The sequence below is a fragment of the Sphingobium sp. DN12 genome (genome assembly GCF_051058005.1).
GTDB lineage: Bacteria > Pseudomonadota > Alphaproteobacteria > Sphingomonadales > Sphingomonadaceae > Sphingobium > Sphingobium yanoikuyae.
The window spans coordinates 2,356,312-2,377,068 of sequence record NZ_CP173717.1; the positions used below are offsets into that span (position 1 = coordinate 2,356,312).

Consider the following 20,757-nt stretch of genomic DNA (forward strand, 5'->3'; position numbering starts at 1 on the left):
GGACAGGCTACATTTTCACGCGCGCGCCGAACTGGAAGGTGCGGCCGAAATGGTTGTACTCATAGTTGCGATTGGCATCGAGGTCGGTGTAGCGGCCGCGATATTCATCGGTCAGGTTGATGCCGTCGAGGGTGAATTCCAGCCAGTCGGTCGCCTTGTAACGGACCGAGGCGTCGACATTGACGGTCGAATTATAGCCTTCGAAGACGTTACCGGTGCCGCTGTTCTGGTCGCTATAAGGCCCGCGATAGCTGGCCGAGACGCGCGCGCTGAAGCGGTTGTCGTCATAATAGAGGGTGCCGTTATAGGCCCGCTTCGACACGCCGAACAACGTGTTCTCCCGCGCGACATTGACCAGGCCGCCACCCGGCACGACCGCCGGCCCCGACACATTATAGGTCGCGTTGGAGTCGATGAAGGTCGCGTTGGCCAGGATGCCGAAATGCTTGAAGATGCCCGGAAGGAAGGTGAAGGGCAGCTGCAGCGCGATTTCCGCCCCCTTGAGCGAGGCGCCGGTGCCGTTGACCGTGGTCGCGATGGTCCAGATCGGTTCGGCCTGCAGCGCGGGATTGAGCGCGGCGGGCGAGGAACTGACCAGCACCGAAGCCGGCAGGCCGGTTTCCGCGAAGGTCGCGTTGGAAATGGTCGCGGCGACCGGGAAGCTCTGCACATCCTTCTTGAACAGGGCGACCGAGAAGAGCGACTGGGGCGCGAAATACCATTCGACGGCGAGGTCATAGGCGGTCGCACGATAGGGGTTGAGATAGGGGTTGCCGTAGCTGACGCGATACTGGAAGCCGTCGGCCGAACCGCCCGGCGTCAGGCTGCCCAGCGTCGGGCGGGTCATCACATCGGCCACCGCCGCGCGAATGACCAGCTTGTCGGTCGGGAACAGGGCCAGGTTGGCAGCCGGCAACCAATCCTCATAGCTGCGCTTGATCGTCACCGGAATGCCGCCATTGAGGCCGGTCGAGCGCTGGTCGGTCTTGGCATAACGCATGCCCGCGTTCAGCGCATATTCGAGGCCGAACAGGTCGCCCTTGGCATCGAACTGGAAATAGCCGCCGGTCACTTCCTCGCGCACCGACCGGTTGTTGCCGACGTCGAGCGCCAGCGCGCGGTCATAGAGCTTGGTGTAGGCAGTCGCCGCGTCGAGGTTCGGGATCAGCCACTGGGTGGTGGTGCCCGACGGCTGGCCCGCCTTGCCCAGGGTGAAGAGTTCGCTCAATTCCGGCGTGGCCTGGAAACCATAGACGGCGCTCGGGCCGAACAGGCTGGTCGGCGAACAGGTGATGGTGCCGAGCACCAGATCCTTGCCGCCATTGCCGCAGACGGCGGTATCACGCTGATAGCCGACGGTCTTGAAGTCGAACCGGCGCCACATCGAACCGACCTTCACGGTCAGCCCCTCCGCCGCATCCCATTCGGTGCGCAACTGGGCGGTCTTGAACCGGTTGGTGGTGTTGGATGGACGGTCGCGGATTTCGGCGAGCTGGAAATTGGCCGGATCGGTCACGCTGGTGCCGAAGGTCAGCTTGGGATGCTTCATGTCGCTATAGTCATAGCTATAGCCCTGGGCATCGCGATCGTCGAAGACCACCGTGGTTTCGACCGGAATGTCGGCGTTGGACTTGGACAGGCCGCCCAGCAGGGTGAAGCGGAACTTGTCCGTCACATCCTGGTCCCAGGTGCCGCCAACCTGATAGAATTCGGTGCTCGACTTGCGCAGATAATGTTCGGTGCGGACCCAGGCATCGTTGAGCGTGGCCGAGATCATGTTGCCATTATCGTCATAGACCGGATTGACGACATTGATCGACCGCTCGTTGGAGCGCAGCAGCACTTCGCCCCATTTTTCCTCGCGGGTTTCCTTGAAGCGCGAATAGAGGCCGTCGATCGAGATCTTGGTCGCGTCCGTCGGGGCGAACTGGACCGATCCGGTCAGGCCCAGCCGCTCGCGATCATGGCGCACCTCACCATAGCGCGGGATGCGGGGGTGGAAGGACAGCGCGGCCTGATCGCAGGCTGCGCTGGCGCGATAGGTGCCGCCAGAATTTGGCTGGGTGAAGCAGGCCGTGCCATCGACATTGTCGAAGCGGGCCTGGGCCCAACGCACGCTGTTATTGCCCAGCTCCTTGGTATCGAGCGTCGAATAGGCCGCCGACAGGGCGACGCCGAAGCGCCCGTCCGCCGATTTCCAGGACGCGATGCCGGCCAGGCGCGGCCCCCAATTCTTGGCCAGATCATTATAGGAGGCGGTCGCCGAACCGACGAGGGTCAGCCCTTCCTTGCCACCGAGCGGATTGCCGGTGTTGAGATCGACCACGGCGCCGAGCGAGCCTTCGTCCAGCGAGGCTTCGGCGGTCTTGTGGACAACCAGCGAGCTGAACAGTTCGGACGCGAAAACGTTGAAATCGAAGGAGCGATCGCGGTTCGAGCTGGCACCATCGGTCGAGGTGGCGACCGTTTCCAGCCCGTTGACGCGCACGCGGGTGAACTGCGCTCCCAGGCCGCGCACGGTGATCGCGCGCCCTTCGCCGCCGTCACGCTGAATCGAGATGCCGGGGATGCGCTGCAGGGATTCGGCGAGATTCTGGTCGGGGAACTTGGCGATATCCTCCGCGACGATCGCATCGACCGAACTGACCGACTGGCGCTTGAGGTTGATCGCCGCGCCCAGCGACTGGCGGAAACCGGTAACGATGATGTCGGATTCCTGGGCCGCGGCATCCGCCTGCCCCTGATCCGGCGCAACCGCGGCATCGCCCTGCACGGACTGAGCATGGGCCTGAGCGGCGGAAACGCAGGCGATGGCGCATGCCAGGGTCGAGGCTGCGGACAGCCATTTCCGGGCGGACGAAGCCTGTACGAACGCAATCATAGAAACATCCCTCCATATTTCCGCCACGCCTCTTTGGGGGTGCGGCCCGATGTTGTCCCCTTGAAGACACCGGTGTCAGAAACTTGTGACCCGACTGCGGATCAATGTCAATGATCATTGCGGCAATTATGTCTGAAGCGGCCAAGCCAGCGTCCAAGGCGATTTTCCGCACCCTCCTGTCGGAAAAGCGTCCATATCGAGCCATTTTGCACCGCAATATGGGCCACATGGTGTAGAATGACGGAGCGCAGCCCGCACCTTCCCCTCGCTGCCACAATGACTGCAAACAGATTCGACACCGGTGTCAAATTGCTTGCATCATCGCCGCCGCGGTGCAAGTCTGACCAGGAGAGGAGCCTTCGGAAGCATGAAAATAACCGCCAGACTGATCGCCCTGCCGCTTGCCGGCCTTGCCCTGATCCCCCTGCCAGCAACCCTGTCCGCCGCCTCGGCCAAGACCAGCGCATCCAGCGCAACGACTGCGTTTCCGGGCGCCGTCGGCTGGGCATCGCCCACGCCCGGCGGCCGGGGGGGCCGCGTCATCCGCGTGACCACGCTGGCGGCCGATGGCCCCGGCAGCCTGAAGGCCGCGCTGGAGGCGAAGGGCCCGCGCATCGTCGTGTTCGAGGTCGGCGGCGTCATCGACATGGCGCGCCAGACCATCACTATCCGCGAACCCTATCTGACCATTGCGGGTCAGACCGCCCCCTCCCCCGGTATCACCCTGATCCGGTCGGGCATCGACATCGCCACCCATGACGTCATCATGCGGCATATCCGCGTGCGCACCGGGGTGGACGACCAGCCGCTGCTGAGCGGATGGGAGGCGGATGCCATGTCGGTGGTCGGCGGCCATGACATCATCGTCGACCATTGCAGCTTCACCTGGGCGATCGACGAGAATATGTCGGCGTCCGGCCCGCGCTTCAATGGCAAGACGCCCGACGAATGGCGCGCCAACACGGCGCACAACATCACCTTTTCCTATAATCTGGCGGCCGAGGGCCTGGCCAATGCCAGCCATCCCAAGGGCGAGCATAGCAAGGGCACGTTGATCCACGACAATGCGACCAACATCCTGATTTATCGCAACATCTACGCCCATAATGTCGAGCGCAACCCGCTATTGAAGGGCGGCGTCCATGCCGCCGTGGTCAATAATATCATCTATGATCCGGGCGAGCGCGGCGTGCATTATAATCTGATGGCGCTGGAATGGGGCGAACATCCCTATCAGAATGGCAAGCTGGCAGCGGTCGGCAATGTCATGCGCGGCGGCGTATCGACGGCGACCGGCCTGCCCTTCCTGACCTTGGGCGGCGACGGCGACCTGGAATATTATGGCAAGGACAATCTGGCGGTCGACAAGTTCGGCAAGCCATTGCCGATGTTCGGCCGCTATGGCGAGACCAAGGCCAGGCTGATCGAGACGCAGACACCGCCAACCTGGTGGCAGGGGCTGGACGTTCTGCCGGTGCGCGATGTCGAGACCCATGTTCTATGGCGCGCGGGCGCTCGCCCCTGGGACCGGGATGCCGACGACCTGCGTGTGCTGTTCTTCGTCGCCGAAGGGCGCGGCGAGATTATCGACAATGAGAAACAGGTCGGCGGCTATCCCAAATTCGCGCCGACCCGCGCGCCCTTTGTCGAGGGCGACTGGAATCTCGACACGATGGAGCCGAAATCGGGGCGCTATCCCGGCCAGAAGGACGAGACGACCGAACATCTGTCGGACCGCGACAAGATGATGCGACAGGAGCCGAAGCCATGAGCCTGATGCTGTTGCTGGCGGCAGCCGCAGCGCCGCCGATGGTAGTCATCGACGAGCGCGAGGTGATGCGGGACGAGCCGCCGCCCCATGGCGAGATCGGCATGTCGACCGCCTATCGCATCAGCGACGCCGTGCCGCAGCCACGCAGCATGGAGTTCCGCAAGCGCGTGCTGCATGTCGGCGCGGCGATCGGCGTCCATCCGATCGCCCATGACGAGGTCTATTATGTCCTGTCGGGCGAAGGGATGGTGACGTCCGACGGCGTGGAAAAGTCGCTGACGCCGGGCATGGCTGCCTATCTGTACAAGGATGCCAAGGTCGGCATCCGGCAGGTCGGCAAGGAACCGCTGGCACTGATCATCAGCTATCCGGTGGTTCACTGACCAGGCAAGTTACCAGGCGCGCGGCACATTGCCGATGCGCTTGGCGACATCCGCCTCGATCGCGTTGAGTTCGGCCTGGCTGAGCACGCCCGACAGCATCAGCCGGCGCATCAACTCATCGACCAGGGCAGCGAGAAAGTGCAGCTCGCCGCGCTCCGAGACATAATCGACATCCTGGGTATCCATGCGGTTCCTCCAACTGCATGGGCGGACTCAACGCACCCGCCCCCTTTTGGTTGCGGCCCGGCAACGAACGGCGTTCAACTGCCCGGCTGGATATAGGGGACGCGGGCGAAGAGTTCCCGCTCCCAGCCGCGCGGATCGCTTTCCACATGGCTGTCGAGATCGATGATCATCGTCTGGCGTTCGTCCAGCCGATATTGCGGCCAGGGCGCCATTCCGCTGCCATTGGGATCACCGCGCCGAGCGAAGGCCAGGAAACGCTGCATCAGCGCGCGCGACGCAGCCTGCGCACCTGCACCCGTGCCGGTGAAACTGCCCGGCGCATCGAGCGTACCGAAGGCGAGCGCGATATCCATGGTGTGCGGCGCGCCGCGTTCGGGCTGGGTCGGCGAGGCAAAGTCGACCTGATAGACCCAGGTCGGCGCATCGGCGCGGGCGCGCGCCTCCGCCTCCAGCACCTGCCCCGGCCAGCTGCGCCCGGCCGTGGTGGCGGCATAGAAGATGCGCTCCGCCGACCAGTCGGGATAGCGCGCGCGATATTGGGCAACGATCCATTCGGGCGAAAGGTCCATGCGCAGTTCCGGCGCCATCCGGGCGGCGAGGTTGGACCAATCCAGCCCCTGGAGCCTGGGGCCATGGGGATCGATGAAGGCACGGGTCTCGTCATGGGTGTTGCCCAGCATCATCGGGATCGCCTGCGACTGGGGCGGCGCATCGGGCCAGAAGGGATGGCGCGCAAGATGCGTCATGTCGAGCACCGGCCCCATGTAAAGGCCGCCGCCCAAGATCGGGTCTTGCGCTGCCAGCCCCTCCACAAGTTGCGCGGTCGATCGTGACAGCAAGGATGACAGGTCATCGGCCTTCACGCCCAGTCGGGCGAGATAGGCCTGCGCCCGCTTCGTCGCGTTGAGCGGGCCGGAAGCCGTCACCTGCTGCCCGCTCATGGTGATGGCGCGATGGAACAGGCCGATAGCGGCCGGCATTGCCATCATCGTCGCGATCTTGGCGCCGCCGCCCGACTGACCGAAGACCAGGATATTGCCGGGGTCGCCGCCAAAGGCCGCGATATTGTCGCGCACCCATTGCAGCGCGAGGATAAGGTCGAGCTGGCCTGCATTGCCGCTGTCGGCGAAGCGCGGATCGAGCCGGGCGAGATAAAGATAGCCGAAGATGTTGAGGCGGTGGTTGACCGTCACCACCACGACATCGCCCTGCGCCGCCAGCCGGTCGCCATAGGTCAGCGGATCGACGACGGAGCCGTTGGAATAGGCGCCGCCATGAATGTAGAGCATCACTGGCCGTTTGGCGCGCGGGTCCGGGCCGGGGGTCCAGATATTGAGGAACAGGCAATCCTCGCTCTCCGGCTCCTGCTTGCCCTGTTGCGGGCAGGAGGGCGCGAAAGCGCCGGCATCGACGGTGCCGGTCCAGCCATCGGGCGCAAGCGGTGCCTGAAAGCGGCGAGGCGCGGTATCCTGGCCGTAGCGCAGGCCGCGAAAGACATGGAGGCCGCCCTCGCGGGTGCCGGCAACCCGGCCCTTGCGGGTCGTCACGATGCTGGCGGTGCCGGCATGGGCCGGGCGAACGAGGCTGGCGCCCAGCAGGGCCGCAGCCCCGGTCAATGCGCTCCGCCGGTCGATATCGGGCATCCGTCCTCCTGTGATGAAACGGGAGGCTGAGCCCTCCTCTTTGGTCAAGGTTGTCCTGCGCCCGCCTTGAAGCAACGGGCGCAGGACGGGATATCAGCGGGCCAGCCAGCCGCCATCGACGGCGAGGACATGGCCATGGATATAGTTGGCGGCCGGCGACGACAGGAACACTGCCGCCCCGCCAATGTCGCTGGGTCGCCCCAGCGGCCGGCCGGGATGCGTTCCTGGATCTGGCGGTTGCGGGTTTCGTCGGCCTGCAGCGCGGCGGTGTTGTTGGTGGCGATATAGCCCGGCGCGATCGCGTTGACGTTGACGCCTTTGGCCGCCCATTCGTTCGCCAGCAGCTTGGTCAGGCCGGCGACGCCGCTCTTGGACGCGGTATAGCTCGGCACCCGGATGCCGCCCTGGAACGACAGCAGCGAGGCGATGTTGACGATCTTGCCGCTGCCCTGCGCCAGCATGTGCCGCCCGGCCGCCTGGGCGAGGAAGAAGGTGGACTTCAAATTGGTGTCGATCACCGCATCCCAGTCTTCTTCGGTGAAGTCGACGCTGTCGGCGCGGCGGATGATGCCGGCATTGTTGATGAGGATGTCGAGGCCGCCCAGCTTCTCGATCGTCTCGTCGACGACGCGCTGCACCGGTTCGATGCTGGAAAGATCGGCCGAGACGATCTCCGCCTTGCGGCCGAGTGCGCGGACCTTCTCGACGGTCTCCTCCGCCGGGGTGCGGCCCACCGCCGCGATGTCGGCGCCGGCCGCCGCGAGCGACAGCGCGATCGCCTGGCCAATGCCGGTATTGGCGCCGGTGACGATGGCGACCTTGCCACCAAGATCGAAGATGTTGCTCATGTCCAGGACTCCCTGGCCCCTTCCGCTCGCGCGAAAGGGGCGAAAAACCGTCAGGCCAGCTGGCAGATGTCCAGCACGTTCATGTCGGTATAGTCCTGATTCTCGCCAGCCATCGCCCAGATGAAGGCATAGGCCTTGGTGCCCGAACCCATATGGATCGACCAGGGCGGCGAGATCACCGCTTCCTCATTGGCCATGACGATGTGACGCATCGCATCGCCCTCGCCCATATAGTGGAAGACGCGGTCGGCATCGCCATCCAGCTCGAAATAGAAATAAATCTCGCTGCGGCGCTCATGGATGTGCGGCGGCATGGTGTTCCACACCGAACCAGGCTTGAGGACGGTCAGGCCCATGACCAGCTGCGCACTGTCGCAGATGCCGGGGATGACGAGCTGGAAGATGGTGCGCTCGTTCGATTCCTCCAGCGAGCCGCGCTCCAGCGCATTGGCGTCGGCGATGCCCAGCTTGCGGGTGGTGAACGCCTTGTGCGCCGGGCAGGAGGCGAGATAGAAACGCGCGCCGGTGCCGGCGAACTCCACGTCCTTGGCGCCCATCGTCACATAGAGGCAATCCTTGTTGCCGAGCGTGAAGACTTCGCCATCGACGGTCACGGTGCCTTCGACGCCCGAGACATTGACGATCGCCAGCTCGCGCCGCTCCAGGAAGGGATGGCCAGCGGCCGAGGCCGGCTCGGTCTGCGCCGGCAGCGTCACCGGCGCATCGGCCACTGCCACGCCGCCGATCACGAAACGCTCGGCATGGGTGTAGTTCAGCACGCATTCGCCGTCACGGAACAGGCCGCCGATCAGATAGCGATCCCGCAGCTCCTCGTTCGACACGCACTCCATCATGTCGGGGTGGGTCGCATAATAGGTCTTGTCGAACATCATATCCTCGCCCGTTTGTCTGAAATTTCTCCCTTGGGAAGCAAATTCGGAAACCGGTGTCAACCTTCGCGTGGATCAGCCCGAAGCAGGCGCCACCGAACTGCGCCGGATCAGGGTCGAGCTGAACAGCGACGGCTCGCTGACCTCCGCCTCCTCGCCGATGGCCGTGCCGATCAGCTTGAGCGCCGCGGCGCGGCCCATGGCGGCGATCGGCCAGCGCACCGTGGTCAGCGGCGGCCAGACGCGGGTGGTGAGTGGCGTATCGTCGAAGCCGATGATCGACAATTGCTCTGGCACTTCGATCCCGCGTAGCCGCGCCGCATAGAGGACGCCGGCCGCCATCTCGTCATTGCTGGCAAAGATCGCGGTAGGCGGCGAAGTCAGGTCGAACAGGTTTTCCGAAGCGGAAACCCCTGATTCAAAAGTATATTGCCCGTCCGCAACCAGGCTGCGCGGCAGGCTGATGCCGGCTTCCGCCAGCGCCATTTCAAAACCCTCGCGCCGCTCCTTGGCCGAGCGGAAGCCATGCGGCCCGGCAATCAGGCCGATCCGCCGATGCCCCTGCGCGATCAGATAGCGCACCGCGTCCGCCACCGCGTCGCGGTCATTGGAGGCGACCATATGTTCCGGGTCATCGAGCAGGGCCGAACCCATCCGCACATAGCGACAGCCGGCATCGTCGAACAGTTTGGAAAGACTGTCATTTTCGGAGAGCGGCGGCAGCACGACAACGCCGAACAGGCGCTGGCGCGTCACGAAATTATGGATATCCTCCATCACCATCGCCGCACCCCTGTCCACCGGGCGCACCACCAGTTCGAACTCGGTGCCGTGCAGCGCCTCCAATATCCCCTTCTGCATGCTCAGCACCATCTGGGCATTGGGATTGTCGTAGATCAGGCCGATCAGGAAATTGCGCCCCAGCGCCAGCGCACGCGCCTGCGGATTGGGGACATAGCCGGTCTGGCGGATGATTTCCTCCACCTTGCCGCGGGTTTCCTGGTTCAGCAGCGGCGATCGGTTGATGACGCGGCTGACCGTCTTCTTCGACACGCCGGCCATGCGGGCAATGTCGTTGATCGTCAGCTTGGCGGTGGCGCCCTCGTCCCTGGGTGTCTTTGTCATGGCCCTTTTATAGCGCGCTTATGCCCCGCAACCAGCGCAATATGTGTCGCTCGGCAAATCTATTGACACCGGTTACTCTTGCAGGCATCCCGAGAGGAGAACCAGCCGAGAGGATCATCGTGACCGCCGCTTCCCCCGCCGCCATTGCGCGCGCCTTCGTCACCGCCCGACAGCAGGCGACGGGCTTTTCCGACTATCCCGGCCCGATCCCGCCCAGCCTGGCCGACGGCTATGCAATCCAGGCGGAGGCACTTGCGCTGGTCGATGCGCCGGTCGGCGGCTGGAAGGTCGGCCGCGTGCCCGCCCCGCTGGTCGAGCGTTTCGGCGCGGATCGGCTGGCCGGGCCGATCTTCACCCCGACCATCCATGAACTGACCCCCAATGCCACCGGGCTGGTCTTTGCCCAGGGCTTTGGCGCGGCGGAGGCGGAATTCCTGCTGCGCATCGGCCAGGCGCCCGACCCGGCCCAGACCAGCTTCACCCTGGAGGAAGCCGCCGCGCTGGTCGACGCCGTACATATCGGGCTGGAAATCGCCAGTTCGCCCTTCACCGGCATCAACGAGCATGGTCCGGCCGTCACCGTTTCGGATTTCGGCAATAATAACGGCCTGCTGATCGGCGCCGCCGTGCCGGACTGGCAGAGCCTAGCCTTTGCCGAGATCGACATCAGCCTGAGCATCGACGGCGTCGTCGCCGGCACCGGCCGCGCGGTCAGCTTCCCCGACGGGCCAATCGGCTCCGTGCGTTTCCTGCTCGAAAATCTCGCCGCGCGCGGCATAAGGCTGCAACCGGGCGCATGGATATCGACAGGCGCCGTCACCGGCGTGCATGAAGTGCGCGTCGGGCAGACGGTGGTTGCGGACTTCGGACCGCTCGGCACCGCACACTGCGTCATCCGCCCCCAAGCGGCCGCCTGACAAGGCCGCAGGGCAAGAGGAGAGGAAGAGAATGAACGAGGCCGTCGCCGGAGCAACCCAGAGGGTCGGGCGCTATCGCTGGGTGGTCGTGGGGCTGTTGTTCGCCGCCACCGCGATCAACTATGTCGACCGGCAGATGATCGGCGTGCTGAAGCCCACGCTGGCGGCCGAGATGCACTGGTCGGAAACCGACTATGCCAATATCGTCTTCTGGTTCCAGGCGGCCTATGCGATCGGTTATCTGGGCTTTGGCCGGTTGGTCGATGCGATCGGCGCGCGGCTGGGCTATACCGTCGCGATAATCATCTGGACGATCGCCCATGTCGCCCATGGCGGCGTGCATAGCGTGACCCAGTTCGCCTTCGCCCGCTTTGGCCTGGGCGTCGGCGAATCCGGCAATTTTCCCGCGGGCATCAAGGCGGTGGCCGAATGGTTCCCGCAGAAGGAGCGCGCCTTCGCGATCGGCCTGTTCAACGCCGGCGCCAATGTCGGCGCGATCATCACGCCGCTGCTGGTGCCATGGCTGACCATCCAATATGGCTGGCGCTTCGCCTTCATCGCGACCGGCATATTCGGCGTCGTCTGGCTCGCCGCCTGGCTGATCTTCTATCGCCGGCCGCAGGAGCATCCACGCGTCGGCGCCGCCGAACTTGCCTATATCCAGCAGGATCCGGCCGACCCGGTCACGCCGATCGGCTGGCGCCGGCTGATTGCCGTGCGCGAATGCTGGGCCTTTGCCATCGGCAAATTCTGCATCGACCCGATCTGGTGGTTCTTCCTCTTCTGGCTGCCGGGCTATCTGGGCGAGCGCTATGGCCTCGACCTCATCAGCTTCGGCCCGCCGCTGGTCGCCATCTATCTGTTGTCGGACCTTGGCAGCGTGGCCGGCGGCTGGCTGTCGGGACGGCTGATGAAGGCCGGACACAGCGTCAACGCCGCGCGCAAGCTGACCATGCTGGTCTGCGCCGCTGCGGTCACGCCTGTCTTCTTTGCCCAGTCGATCGACAATCTGTGGGTCGCCGTCCTCGTGATCGGCATCGCCACCGCCGCGCATCAGGCCTTTTCCGCCAATCTCTACACCCTGCCGTCGGACATGTTCCCGCGTGCGGCGGTCGGATCGGTGGTCGGTATCGGCGGCACGGCCGGCGCGATCGGCGGCATGCTGATGGCCAAATATGCGGGCTACATCCTCGACAGCATCGGCAGCTATGCGCCGCTCTTCGCGGTCGCAGGCAGCGCCTATTTCATCGCCCTACTGGCGATCCACCTGCTTTCGCCGCGCCTGGCGCAGGTGAGGGTGCCGGAATAAGTTCTCTGGGGGAGGGACTGCCCCGGACCGGCGATGGGGATTGCCAGTCCGGGGCGCCTTGCTTTCTCAGCGGCCATGCGCCGCGATCAGCTTTTCGCTTTCCTGCCAGAAGCGATCGACGATCGCTGCATCCTCGACCAGCTTATTGGGCGTGCGCGGTGCGCGGCGATACCAATAGCCGCCATTGCTGGCCGCCCCTTCCGGTGCGGTCGCCAGCCAGACCAGCGTGTCCGCTCCCTCCGCCTCGCTCGCCTTGTCCAGCCCGCGCGAGCGCGCCTGCGTGTCGGCCGGCGCATGGGAAAAGAAGTTCGAGTCGACCGCACCGGGATGGACCGCATGGGCGACGATCCCGTCCCCCGCCAGCCGATCCGCCAGCGCGCGGGCGAACAGCACGTTGGCGAGCTTGCCGGTGCAATAGGCCATGCCGGGGCTGAACCGTCCCAGATTCTGCATGTCGTCCAGGTTGATCGACGGGATCATCTCGCTGGCGTCGGAGGCGGTATTGAGGATGCGCACGGCGCCCGCCGGCTGATCCTGCGCGGCGTTGCGCAACAGCGGCAGCAGGCGCTGCGTCAGCAGGAACGGCCCCAGATGATTGCCGGCGAAATTCGCCTCCAGCCCCTCGTCCGTCATCACCAGCTTATCGGTCATGCCGCCGGCATTGTTGAACAGCAGGTCGACCCGGTCGGTCAGCGCGGCGATATCCTGCGCCAGTTGGGCGGCGGCGCCCAGCAGCGACAGGTCGGCGCGCAGCATGGTGACCGGCGCGCCGGCCGACTCCGCCACTATCTCCGCCTCGGCGGCCGCCAGCCGTTCGGGATCACGGCCGGTGCCGATCACCCGCCAGCCCTGCCGCGCCATGGCCTTCGCGATCGCCTTGCCGATGCCCGAACTCGCGCCCGTCACCACCGCCACCCGTGCCTGTTCCACCATATCCTGCTCCTGTCGCTTATCCCGGCACGCTAGGCGCTCGAACGCAGGCCAGACAGCCGCGGGAGCGATATGTGGCGCGCGCCGTCCATAGCAAAGCTATCACCCCCCTCAAGCAAGGGGCGGGTTTCACCCCGCCATGGCGTCCGCTATGTCCCACCGCGAAACATAAGGGGGACGCAGGGATATGGATCGAGTGCAGGGACTTGCATGGGCGGCGCAAACGCCCTTAGGTGACGCCATGATGGGTCGCACCGCCTGTCGTCATGCACCGCAGGAGCGGCCGTGACGATCAATCCGCTCTATTCCCTGACGGGCTTCATCGTCGGCACGCTGGTCGGGCTGACCGGCGTTGGCGGCGGATCGCTGATGACGCCGATCCTGGTGCTGCTGTTCAATTTCCACCCGGCTGCGGCCGTCGGCACCGACCTTCTCTATGCCTGCGTCACCAAGAGCGTGGGCAGCCTGGTTCATGGCTGGAAGCGATCGGTCGACTGGGCGATTGTCGGCTGGCTGGCGCTGGGATCGATGCCGGCCGCGATCGGCGCGCTGATGGCGCTGCGGGCAATGGGGCCGCCGTCGGCCGCCGTGGTCGATCCGATCAAGGTGACGCTGGGGGTGATGCTGTTCCTCACCGGCCTGGTGCTGCTGTTCCGCGATCGGATCACGGCCTGGTCGCGCACCCATGGCCAGGATCGCAGCCCCGCCACCACCCGCAACCTCACCATATTGCTGGGCGTGGTCGTGGGCGTGGCGGTGACCATCACGTCTGTCGGCGCCGGCGCGATCGGCGCGACGGCGCTGCTGATCCTCTATCCGCGCACGCCGCTCGCCCGGATCGTCGGCAGCGACGTCGCCCATGCCGTGCCGCTGACGCTGGTGGCGGGCATCGGCCATTGGTGGCTGGGCACGGTCGACATGTCGCTGCTGGCATCGCTGCTGATCGGGTCGATCCCCGGCATCATCGTCGGCAGCCTGCTCGCCTCGCATGTGCGCGAAGCGGTGCTGCGCACGATCCTGGCGACGATCCTGATCATCGTCGCGCTGAACCTGATCTTCTGATCCTGCTGCGTCAGTCCGGCAGGAAACCGGTCTGACGCAGGCGATCAAGGGAATCGCGCGCGATCGGCGCGGACAGGCCGTTGATCAGCCGGATTTCCCGACCCTTGCCCACGCTTGCTCCTTCGGCAAGCGCCGCCTTGGCCACCCACCAGCTGCGATGGGTCTGCGCGCCGGGCACATCATCCATTTCGGCAATGGCATCGCGCAGCCGCATCAGGATCAGTTCGCTGCCATGCGGCCCATGGATGCGGACATAATGATCCTCGCTCTCCAGGGCGATTATGGGACCAGGAAAAGCCGGACTGAGACGCTGATGAAGGCGAACCTGCTTTCCCGCCATCGGCGTGAGCGGCGGCGCACCATCGGTCGATGGCGACACGAAGGGTGAAGCCGGCCCCATATGCTCATCATAATAGCGCAGCAGATGCGCGTCCGCCCGCTCCGCCCACCAGGCGATGGTCATCACCAGCAGGCAACAGAGCAAGGTGAAGGGCAAAAGGCCGGCATAGCCGCCCAGCAGCCGCACCTCGTCCCGCCCGACCAGCCGCCAGATCAGCGCCATCGGAAAGCTGGAGGCGACCATGCCCCAGAAGACCAGAGACCCGCGCGGTAGGCGGGTCGCCCGCGCAATCGCCCGCCAGGCGATCAGCGTCGGCCGCGCGAGTATATAGGCACCCATCAGCATGATCCACCATCGCCCGGCGCGCAGCAGGAAGTCGCCCGACAAATAGGTGCCGAAGGGGCCAAGAAAGCCGACCACCGCCGCGACCGGCAGCATCGCCCAGAGTTCGAGCAGCACACGGCGGAGACGTTTCACGCAATCCCCCTCTCCATTCGCGAAACGCGAACCGCGAAGGGCCCGGTTTTCCGCGCTTTTTCTTCTGTTCTCCCTGCGTGACGAAAAGCCGCTTGCCCGTCAATCGTGGGCTGCCATCGCTCCCCCTCATACCGGCGGGCCGATGAATGGATCATCCGCCCCGACCGGCCAAGGAGACCGACCATGACCGATTTTCTGAGCACCAAGAGCGCCATCGCCATCATGTGCTGCGCCATCATCGCCCATATGGGCGCCTTTGCCCTGGCCCTGGCCTGATGCGCCGGACAGCCCCTGCCCGGCCTGCCCGACCCATCAGAGGTCAGCGGCAGGCCGGGTTGCGGGCATCGGGATAGGTCAAATAGCTGATGCTGGCCGCCGGCAACGACTGCATGCCGTGCGCGGCGACGCCCTTGAGATCGGGGAGCACGCCATCCTGCCCCACCGCCAGCGTCCGGCCGTTGAGCTTCACGCTGCCCGCGTCCAGATTGTCGGCTGTCAGCGTATAGCGGGTCGCCTTGCCGGCGAGCGACAGGCTGGCGGGATTGGCGGTATCGAGATTGATCGCGACCAGCGCGACGCCGCCCGGTGTGCCGCGCAGACACTGGCTGTAGAGATGCAGCTTGCCCGCGTTCTGCCCCGCATCCAGCACCACATTGCCCATCAGCCGCGCCCATAGGACCGCCGCCCAATAGCTCGGCCGCGGCATCATCGTCGCCTCGTCGATCAGCGCATAGTCGCGGGCCGCCAGCGTATTGTGGAAGACCACCGACACGCCTTGCTTCGCCTGCCGCCCCAACTGGTCGACATAGCGGAAACTGTCGCGCCACGTCGCTGCCCAGGCGTCGCCGCCACAGGCCGCCTGCGCCGTTTCCGTGATCCAGATGTCTGTGCCGGGCGCGAAACGCTGCTGCCGTTCCTTATAATAGGTCGCGTTGAGATCGGCTCGCGCCAGCCAATCCTCGTCCAGCGCCCGGTCGGGGCTGATCCCGGCGCTCTTGTCCATCGCGGCGCAGCGCTGCGAGACGGTGCCGTAGAAATGATAGGAGAAGATATCGACCTTGGGCCGCGGCTCGGCGCTCATTAGCGCATCGGTCGGCACCACGCCGATATTGCGCGGCATGATGACGAAGCCAGCCTCGCCCGTGCTGCCCGGCCCGACGATCTTCATCTGCGGCGCATCGGCATCGCGGAACGCGCGGAAGACGGCCATGTCGCGGGCGAAGGCGGCCGCGTCATAGCCCTTGGGCAGGCCGACCATAGACCCCGCATTGGGTTCGTTGATCAGTTCGGCGGCATAGATATGGCCGCCCAACTTCTCGGTATAGGCGTTGAGCCGGCGCGCCTGATCGGGATCCCACACGCCCGATGCGTCGCGCGCGCCGTCGCTCACGGGGAAGGATACGACCAGCTTGCCGCCAACGGTCTTAACGAAATCGACGACGCCGGCCCATTGGGCACGGGTCAGGACGCTCTGATAGCCCTTGGGCGGGGTGGCAGGTGGAGGCGTATCGCTGTCATGGAAATAGACGGCATTGGCCCAGCCGCCACTCACGCGCACATAGGCCGGCCCCAGCGCGCGGGCGAGGTTGCGCAGCTGCGTGTCGCCAGTCAGGTCGATCGGCTCGCGCTTGCGGAACATGACGGCGGCGATGTCGACGCCGCCACTGCCGCCGGCTGCCGGCTGGGGCCGCGCCTCGCCCGGCTTGGGATAGGGTGCCCAGAAGCGGCCGCCGACCACCTCCACCATCTCGACATTATAGGCCTGATACTGGTCATCGACCTTCGCGACCTGAGCAAAGCGGCCGGGGTCGAAGGGAGGCGTGGCAGCGCCCAGCATCACGCCCGTCATCGCCAGCAGGGACAGGCTTCCCACCATCAACATGTGGCCCTTCGTCACGGCATCCTCCCTCGATTTTGCGGGAGGCTAACCCGGCGCCTGCGGCACCACAAGTTGGCATGACCAATTTGGACAAACCAATCACTGTAGCGATGCACCTCAGCCCTAGAAATTTCGCTATTCAAGTCGGAACAAAAGGGGGCCTCATGGATTTCCCTATCAAGGCCTCGACAATATCCAATCCAAGAAAATGTCCCCCAAATGTGCGATCCCCGTAAAATTCCCGAGGTTCGTTCGGCGTGATTTTGGATAGAATGAAAAGGAACAGGGAGTATCCAGCCATGAAGCCAATTCGTAGCGCTAGCAGCCCCCAAGCCCGCGTCGCCTTCACGCCGACCAGCAAGAAGGCCGGCCAGTGGGTCCAGACCCCGCACGGCTTCGTCAGGGTGGACAGTCCCGCCCCGAAACATGCCGAGTGAACGGATCGGCTGAACCGATCTGACGGCCGGGCCTATCGGGCGGACAGCCCCTTGTTGCCGCCGTGCAGGCGCAGCTTGAGGCTGTTCTGATAATAGGCCACTGCCTGATATTGGCCAATCAGCACCGTCAGTTCAATCAATTGCGCCTCGTCCAGACGCGCAGCCAGCACGGCCCAGGTCGCGTCGGCGATCATGGCGTCGCCATGCAGTTCCTCGACGGCCCGCAGGATCGCCCGGTCATGGTCGTTCCAGCCCGGATCGACCGAGCCGGTCACGATCCGCTCCACCTCTTCCCGACAAATGCCGGCATGGCGCGCGATCATCACATGCTCGCCCCATTCATAGGGCGCCTGACAGAGCCAGGCGACGCGCAGGATCGCCATTTCCCGATCGCGCGCGGAAAGCTTGCCCTGCGTCAGCAGCGTGACGCCGACATCGGTCTGGCGGGTGAACAGCGCCGGATGGCGCATCATGGTACGGATGATTTCGGGCAGGCGTGCCAGCACGGCGGACATGTCGCCCTGCCCCTGTGCTTGCGCATCGGTCACGTCGGTCAGCAGGTCCGCTTCGCGCGCGTCGATGCTCTGGTTGATGGCGATCATCTGCCGGATCAGCGGGTCGAGATCGGCGCTATATTCGTCGATGCTCAGCGCTTCGATGCGGGGCGCATCGCCCAATATCTGGGCATGGCGGCGCGCGATGCGGGCGGCTGCAGCCTCTTCGTCCATGCCCTTCCCCTGCATATCCATGGCCGCAACGGGGTGGCGTGACGCCCCGGCCGTGTCAAACCGCCGGGGCGCTATCTGTCAGCTCAATATTCGCCGGGTTCCGAATGGAACTCGTGCCAGACGCCGTTGAGGATGCCGAAGCCGACAGCCAGGCCGACGCCCAATATCCAGGCAAAATACCACATAGGTCGGATCCTTAGTAAAAGTCGGGGTTGAGGCGGATTTCCCGGTCGGTCACCCGGCCGAACATCACCTTGTAGGCCCAGGCCGTGTAAGCCAGCACGATCGGCAGGAAGATGACGGTGCAGATCAGCATGGTGAACAAGGTGCCGTGACTGGACGAGGCGTTCCACGCGGTCAGGCTGGACCCCGGATCGATCGAGCTGGGCAGGATGAAGGGGAACATCGACAGGCCGACGGTGCTGATGATGCCGACATTGGCGATCGACGAGCCGGCAAAGACCAGCGTGTCGCGCTGGCCACGAATACCCAGCAATGCCAGCACTGGTCCAACAAAGCCCAGGATCGGCGCTAGCAGCATCCAGGGATGCGCCGCATAATTGTCGAGCCATGCGCCCGCCGCCGCGACCGCGCCGCCCAGATGCGGGTTGGACGGGCCATTGGGATCGATCACGCCATCGACGCGATAGCCCATGCCGCTCCAGGCGACGAACAGCCCGCCGATGGCGAACAGCAGGATCGACAGGATCGCCGCGCCCTGACCATAAAGGCGCACGCGCTGCAGCACCGGCCCCTGCGTCTTGAGGCTGAGCCAGCCGGTGCCATGCAGCACCAGCATCGCGACCGACAGCAGGCCGGTCAGCAGGGTGAAGGGCGTGAACAGGCCGAGCAGCGATCCTTCATAGACCATGCGCAGATCGCCATCGAGGCGGAAGGGCGCGCCGACCAGCACATTGCCGACCGCGACGCCGAAGACGAGCGCGGGCACCAGGCCGCCGACGAACAGCGCCCAGTCCCAGCCGGCCCGCCAGCGGGCATCCGGCTTCTTCGAGCGATATTTGAAGCCGACGGGCCGCAGGATCAGCGCCGACAGCACCAGGAACATGGCGAGATAGAAGCCGGAAAAGCTGACGGCATAGACGAAGGGCCAGGCGGCAAAGATGGCGCCGCCGCCCAGGATGAACCAGACCTGGTTCCCTTCCCACGTGGCGCCGACGCTGTTGATGATCATGCGCCGTTCCTCGTCGGTCCGGCCGGCAAAGGGCAGCAAGGCCGCCGATCCCAGGTCAAAGCCGTCGGTGAGGGCGAAGCCGATCAGCAGCACGCCCAGCAGCAGCCACCAGATGACGCGCAGCGTTTCATAATCGAGCGGAATGGTCATTGTCCTAACTCCGGTTGGCGGGCGTCATTCGGCGGGCACGGCGCGGAAATCGGGCGCCGGCTCGGCGGGGCTGTCGGGCCGCCAGGGGACATAGCGTTCCGGCCCCTTGGCGATGGTGGCGAGCATCAGCTTCACCTCGATCACTGCCAGGATACCGTAGAGCAGGGTGAAGCCAATGATGGTGGTCCACAATTGCGGCACCGTCAGGCTGGAGGCGGCAAGGAAGGTCGGCAGCACGCCGTCCACCGCCCAGGGCTGGCGCCCGATTTCCGCCACGGCCCAACCGACCTCGATCGCGATCCAGGGCATCGGCATCATGAACAGGGCCAGTTTCAGGAACCAGCGCGCATCGAACCGCCGCATCGACGAGAAGGCAAAGGCGGTCGCGAAGAAGGCGATGAAGGCAAAGCCCAGCCCCGCCATGATGCGGAACATCCAGAAGATCGCCGGCACATTGGGCACGGTGCTCCAGGCTGCCTTCTCGATCGTCGCGGCATCGGCCTGGCGCGGATCGGCGATGAAGCGCTTCAGCAGCAGGGCATAGCCCAGATCCGCCTTGTTCCGCTCGAACGCTTCCCGCGCGACCAGGTCGTTGCGATCGACCTTCAGCGTCTCGACCGCATCATAGGCGATGATGCCGGCGGCAATCCGCACCTTGGCCGTGTTGACCAGTTGGTTGATGCCGGTGACTTCGCCGGTCAGGCTGCGGGTGGAGATGAGGCCCAGCACATAGGGCACCTTGATCTCATGCGTGGTCTCGCGCCCGCTGTTGGACGGCAGGCCGAACAGGGTCAGGCCGGCCGGTGCAGGCTCGGTCTGCCACATGCCCTCGATCGCGGCGAGCTTCATCTTCTGGTTCTCGGTCAGCGCATAGCCGCTTTCGTCACCCAGCACGACGACCGACAGCGACGCGGCAAGGCCAAAGGCGGCCGCGACGGTGAAGGAGCGCTTGGCAATGGCGATATGCTTGCCCTTGAGCTGATAGAAGGCCGACACGCCCAGCACGAAGACGCTGGCGCAGACATAGCCGGCGCTGACGGTGTGGACGAACTTCGCCTGGGCGACCGGATTGAAGATCACCGCCATGAAGTCGGTCACTTCCATCCGCATCGTCTGCGGGTTGAAGGTCGCACCGGTGGGATGCTGCATCCAGCCATTGGCGACGAGGATCCACAGCGCCGACAGGTTCGACCCCAGCGCCACCATGAAGGTGGTGAGCAGGTGGCCGCGCTTCGACAGGCGATCCCAGCCGAAGAACATGAGGCCGACGAAGGTCGCCTCCAGGAAGAAGGCCATCAGGCCCTCGATCGCCAGCGGCGCGCCGAATATGTCGCCGACATAGTGCGAATAATAGGCCCAGTTGGTGCCGAATTCGAACTCCATGGTGAGGCCGGTGGCCACGCCAAGGACGAAGTTGATCCCGAACAGCTTGCCCCAGAAGCGGGTGATGTCCCGCCAGATCGGGCGGTCCGTCATGACATAGACGCTTTCCATGATGACGAGCATGAAGGAAAGGCCCAGCGTCAGGGGCACGAACAGGAAATGGTATAAAGCTGTGAGAGCGAATTGCAGCCTGGATAATTCAACGACGGCCATGCTTATCATCGCG

At 65.0% G+C, this 20,757-nt stretch carries 18 protein-coding genes and 1 pseudogene; 6 read left to right on the forward strand and 13 right to left on the reverse strand.

Going from position 1 to position 20,757, the window contains the following annotated elements:
• Positions 1-7: 7 nt before the first annotated feature.
• On the reverse strand, positions 8-2,881 hold the full coding sequence (locus ACI6S0_RS11110) for a TonB-dependent receptor (protein ID WP_434405828.1): 2,874 nt from the start codon (positions 2,879-2,881) through the stop codon (positions 8-10).
• A 367-nt stretch (positions 2,882-3,248) separates the two neighbouring features.
• Between ACI6S0_RS11110 and ACI6S0_RS11115 the strand changes: the two genes are divergently transcribed.
• The gene (locus ACI6S0_RS11115; protein WP_434405829.1) at positions 3,249-4,652 is read left to right on the forward strand and encodes a pectate lyase family protein; all 1,404 of its coding nucleotides are present in this window, start codon (positions 3,249-3,251) and stop codon (positions 4,650-4,652) included.
• Positions 4,649-5,035 (forward strand): cupin domain-containing protein, encoded by a 387-nt coding sequence (locus tag ACI6S0_RS11120; protein ID WP_434405830.1) that lies wholly within the window; start codon positions 4,649-4,651, stop codon positions 5,033-5,035. Before ACI6S0_RS11115 ends, ACI6S0_RS11120 begins: the two co-directional genes overlap by 4 nt.
• 9 nt (positions 5,036-5,044) lie before the next feature.
• Here the strand turns inward: ACI6S0_RS11120 and ACI6S0_RS11125 are convergent, their stop codons facing one another.
• The 5 genes and pseudogenes from ACI6S0_RS11125 to ACI6S0_RS11145 form a co-directional block, all read right to left on the reverse strand.
• A complete protein-coding gene (locus tag ACI6S0_RS11125; RefSeq protein WP_164488846.1) occupies positions 5,045-5,221 on the reverse strand; it encodes a hypothetical protein in 177 nt (58 codons plus the stop codon).
• A gap of 74 nt (positions 5,222-5,295) precedes the next feature.
• Positions 5,296-6,864, reverse strand: a complete 1,569-nt coding sequence (locus tag ACI6S0_RS11130; protein WP_434405831.1) for a carboxylesterase/lipase family protein — start codon at positions 6,862-6,864, stop codon at positions 5,296-5,298.
• A gap of 93 nt (positions 6,865-6,957) precedes the next feature.
• Positions 6,958-7,712: pseudogene (gene kduD / locus ACI6S0_RS11135) on the reverse strand (2-dehydro-3-deoxy-D-gluconate 5-dehydrogenase KduD).
• A gap of 50 nt (positions 7,713-7,762) precedes the next feature.
• A complete protein-coding gene (kduI, locus tag ACI6S0_RS11140) occupies positions 7,763-8,602 on the reverse strand; it encodes a 5-dehydro-4-deoxy-D-glucuronate isomerase (RefSeq protein WP_434405933.1) in 840 nt (279 codons plus the stop codon).
• Between the two features lie 75 nt (positions 8,603-8,677).
• Positions 8,678-9,727 (reverse strand): LacI family DNA-binding transcriptional regulator, encoded by a 1,050-nt coding sequence (locus ACI6S0_RS11145; RefSeq protein WP_004207757.1) that lies wholly within the window; start codon positions 9,725-9,727, stop codon positions 8,678-8,680.
• 119 nt (positions 9,728-9,846) lie between these two features.
• Between ACI6S0_RS11145 and ACI6S0_RS11150 the strand changes: the two genes are divergently transcribed.
• Both ACI6S0_RS11150 and ACI6S0_RS11155 read left to right on the forward strand, forming a co-directional pair.
• Positions 9,847-10,644 carry a 2-keto-4-pentenoate hydratase gene (locus ACI6S0_RS11150; protein ID WP_434405832.1) on the forward strand — a complete coding sequence of 266 codons (798 nt, stop codon included), beginning with the start codon at positions 9,847-9,849 and terminating at the stop codon, positions 10,642-10,644.
• Between the two features lie 31 nt (positions 10,645-10,675).
• Positions 10,676-11,953: an MFS transporter gene (locus ACI6S0_RS11155; RefSeq protein ID WP_303762590.1), complete on the forward strand. Its 1,278-nt coding sequence runs from the start codon at positions 10,676-10,678 to the stop codon at positions 11,951-11,953.
• Between the two features lie 66 nt (positions 11,954-12,019).
• Here ACI6S0_RS11155 and ACI6S0_RS11160 read toward each other — a convergent pair whose 3' ends face one another.
• Positions 12,020-12,886, reverse strand: a complete 867-nt coding sequence (locus ACI6S0_RS11160) for an SDR family NAD(P)-dependent oxidoreductase (RefSeq protein ID WP_434405833.1) — start codon at positions 12,884-12,886, stop codon at positions 12,020-12,022.
• A 282-nt stretch (positions 12,887-13,168) separates the two neighbouring features.
• On the opposite strand from ACI6S0_RS11160, the gene ACI6S0_RS11165 reads away from it, so the two are divergent.
• Complete coding sequence (locus tag ACI6S0_RS11165; RefSeq protein WP_434405834.1) at positions 13,169-13,945, forward strand: sulfite exporter TauE/SafE family protein; 777 nt, start codon at positions 13,169-13,171, stop codon at positions 13,943-13,945.
• A 10-nt stretch (positions 13,946-13,955) separates the two neighbouring features.
• Here ACI6S0_RS11165 and ACI6S0_RS11170 read toward each other — a convergent pair whose 3' ends face one another.
• Both ACI6S0_RS11170 and ACI6S0_RS11175 read right to left on the reverse strand, forming a co-directional pair.
• Positions 13,956-14,762 (reverse strand): LytTR family DNA-binding domain-containing protein, encoded by an 807-nt coding sequence (locus tag ACI6S0_RS11170; RefSeq protein ID WP_434405835.1) that lies wholly within the window; start codon positions 14,760-14,762, stop codon positions 13,956-13,958.
• Positions 14,763-15,081: 319 nt separating this feature from the next.
• Complete coding sequence (locus ACI6S0_RS11175) at positions 15,082-16,659, reverse strand: hypothetical protein (RefSeq protein WP_434405836.1); 1,578 nt, start codon at positions 16,657-16,659, stop codon at positions 15,082-15,084.
• A 281-nt stretch (positions 16,660-16,940) separates the two neighbouring features.
• Here ACI6S0_RS11175 and ACI6S0_RS11180 point away from each other — a divergent pair, with 281 nt between their 5' ends.
• Entirely contained in the window at positions 16,941-17,078 is a 138-nt protein-coding gene (locus tag ACI6S0_RS11180) for a hypothetical protein (protein WP_004207766.1), read from the forward strand.
• A gap of 32 nt (positions 17,079-17,110) precedes the next feature.
• Here ACI6S0_RS11180 and ACI6S0_RS11185 read toward each other — a convergent pair whose 3' ends face one another.
• The 4 genes from ACI6S0_RS11185 to ACI6S0_RS11200 all read right to left on the reverse strand — a co-directional run bounded on the left by ACI6S0_RS11185 (position 17,111) and on the right by ACI6S0_RS11200 (position 20,753).
• Entirely contained in the window at positions 17,111-17,806 is a 696-nt protein-coding gene (locus ACI6S0_RS11185; protein ID WP_434405837.1) for a carboxymuconolactone decarboxylase family protein, read from the reverse strand.
• An 83-nt stretch (positions 17,807-17,889) separates the two neighbouring features.
• Complete coding sequence (gene cydX, locus ACI6S0_RS11190; RefSeq protein WP_004207768.1) at positions 17,890-17,991, reverse strand: cytochrome bd-I oxidase subunit CydX; 102 nt, start codon at positions 17,989-17,991, stop codon at positions 17,890-17,892.
• An 11-nt stretch (positions 17,992-18,002) separates the two neighbouring features.
• Complete coding sequence (gene cydB / locus ACI6S0_RS11195) at positions 18,003-19,148, reverse strand: cytochrome d ubiquinol oxidase subunit II (RefSeq protein ID WP_434405838.1); 1,146 nt, start codon at positions 19,146-19,148, stop codon at positions 18,003-18,005.
• Between the two features lie 24 nt (positions 19,149-19,172).
• Positions 19,173-20,753 carry a cytochrome ubiquinol oxidase subunit I gene (locus ACI6S0_RS11200; RefSeq protein WP_434405839.1) on the reverse strand — a complete coding sequence of 527 codons (1,581 nt, stop codon included), beginning with the start codon at positions 20,751-20,753 and terminating at the stop codon, positions 19,173-19,175.
• Positions 20,754-20,757: the final 4 nt, after the last annotated feature.

Bases quoted from the DNA above. Each gene is read 5' to 3' on its own strand.
- kduI (WP_434405933.1), bottom strand. From the start codon at position 8,602: ATGTTCGACAAGACCTATTATGCGACCCACCCCGACATGATGGAGTGC.
- ACI6S0_RS11155 (WP_303762590.1), top strand. From the start codon at position 10,676: ATGAACGAGGCCGTCGCCGGAGCAACCCAGAGGGTCGGGCGCTATCGC.
- ACI6S0_RS11115 (WP_434405829.1), top strand. From the start codon at position 3,249: ATGAAAATAACCGCCAGACTGATCGCCCTGCCGCTTGCCGGCCTTGCC.
- ACI6S0_RS11180 (WP_004207766.1), top strand. From the start codon at position 16,941: ATGAAGCCAATTCGTAGCGCTAGCAGCCCCCAAGCCCGCGTCGCCTTC.
- ACI6S0_RS11110 (WP_434405828.1), bottom strand. From the start codon at position 2,881: ATGATTGCGTTCGTACAGGCTTCGTCCGCCCGGAAATGGCTGTCCGCA.
- cydB (WP_434405838.1), bottom strand. From the start codon at position 19,148: ATGACCATTCCGCTCGATTATGAAACGCTGCGCGTCATCTGGTGGCTG.
- ACI6S0_RS11200 (WP_434405839.1), bottom strand. From the start codon at position 20,753: ATGATAAGCATGGCCGTCGTTGAATTATCCAGGCTGCAATTCGCTCTC.
- ACI6S0_RS11145 (WP_004207757.1), bottom strand. From the start codon at position 9,727: ATGACAAAGACACCCAGGGACGAGGGCGCCACCGCCAAGCTGACGATC.
- ACI6S0_RS11120 (WP_434405830.1), top strand. From the start codon at position 4,649: ATGAGCCTGATGCTGTTGCTGGCGGCAGCCGCAGCGCCGCCGATGGTA.
- ACI6S0_RS11160 (WP_434405833.1), bottom strand. From the start codon at position 12,886: ATGGTGGAACAGGCACGGGTGGCGGTGGTGACGGGCGCGAGTTCGGGC.
- ACI6S0_RS11130 (WP_434405831.1), bottom strand. From the start codon at position 6,864: ATGCCCGATATCGACCGGCGGAGCGCATTGACCGGGGCTGCGGCCCTG.
- ACI6S0_RS11125 (WP_164488846.1), bottom strand. From the start codon at position 5,221: ATGGATACCCAGGATGTCGATTATGTCTCGGAGCGCGGCGAGCTGCAC.
- cydX (WP_004207768.1), bottom strand. From the start codon at position 17,991: ATGTGGTATTTTGCCTGGATATTGGGCGTCGGCCTGGCTGTCGGCTTC.
- ACI6S0_RS11185 (WP_434405837.1), bottom strand. From the start codon at position 17,806: ATGGACGAAGAGGCTGCAGCCGCCCGCATCGCGCGCCGCCATGCCCAG.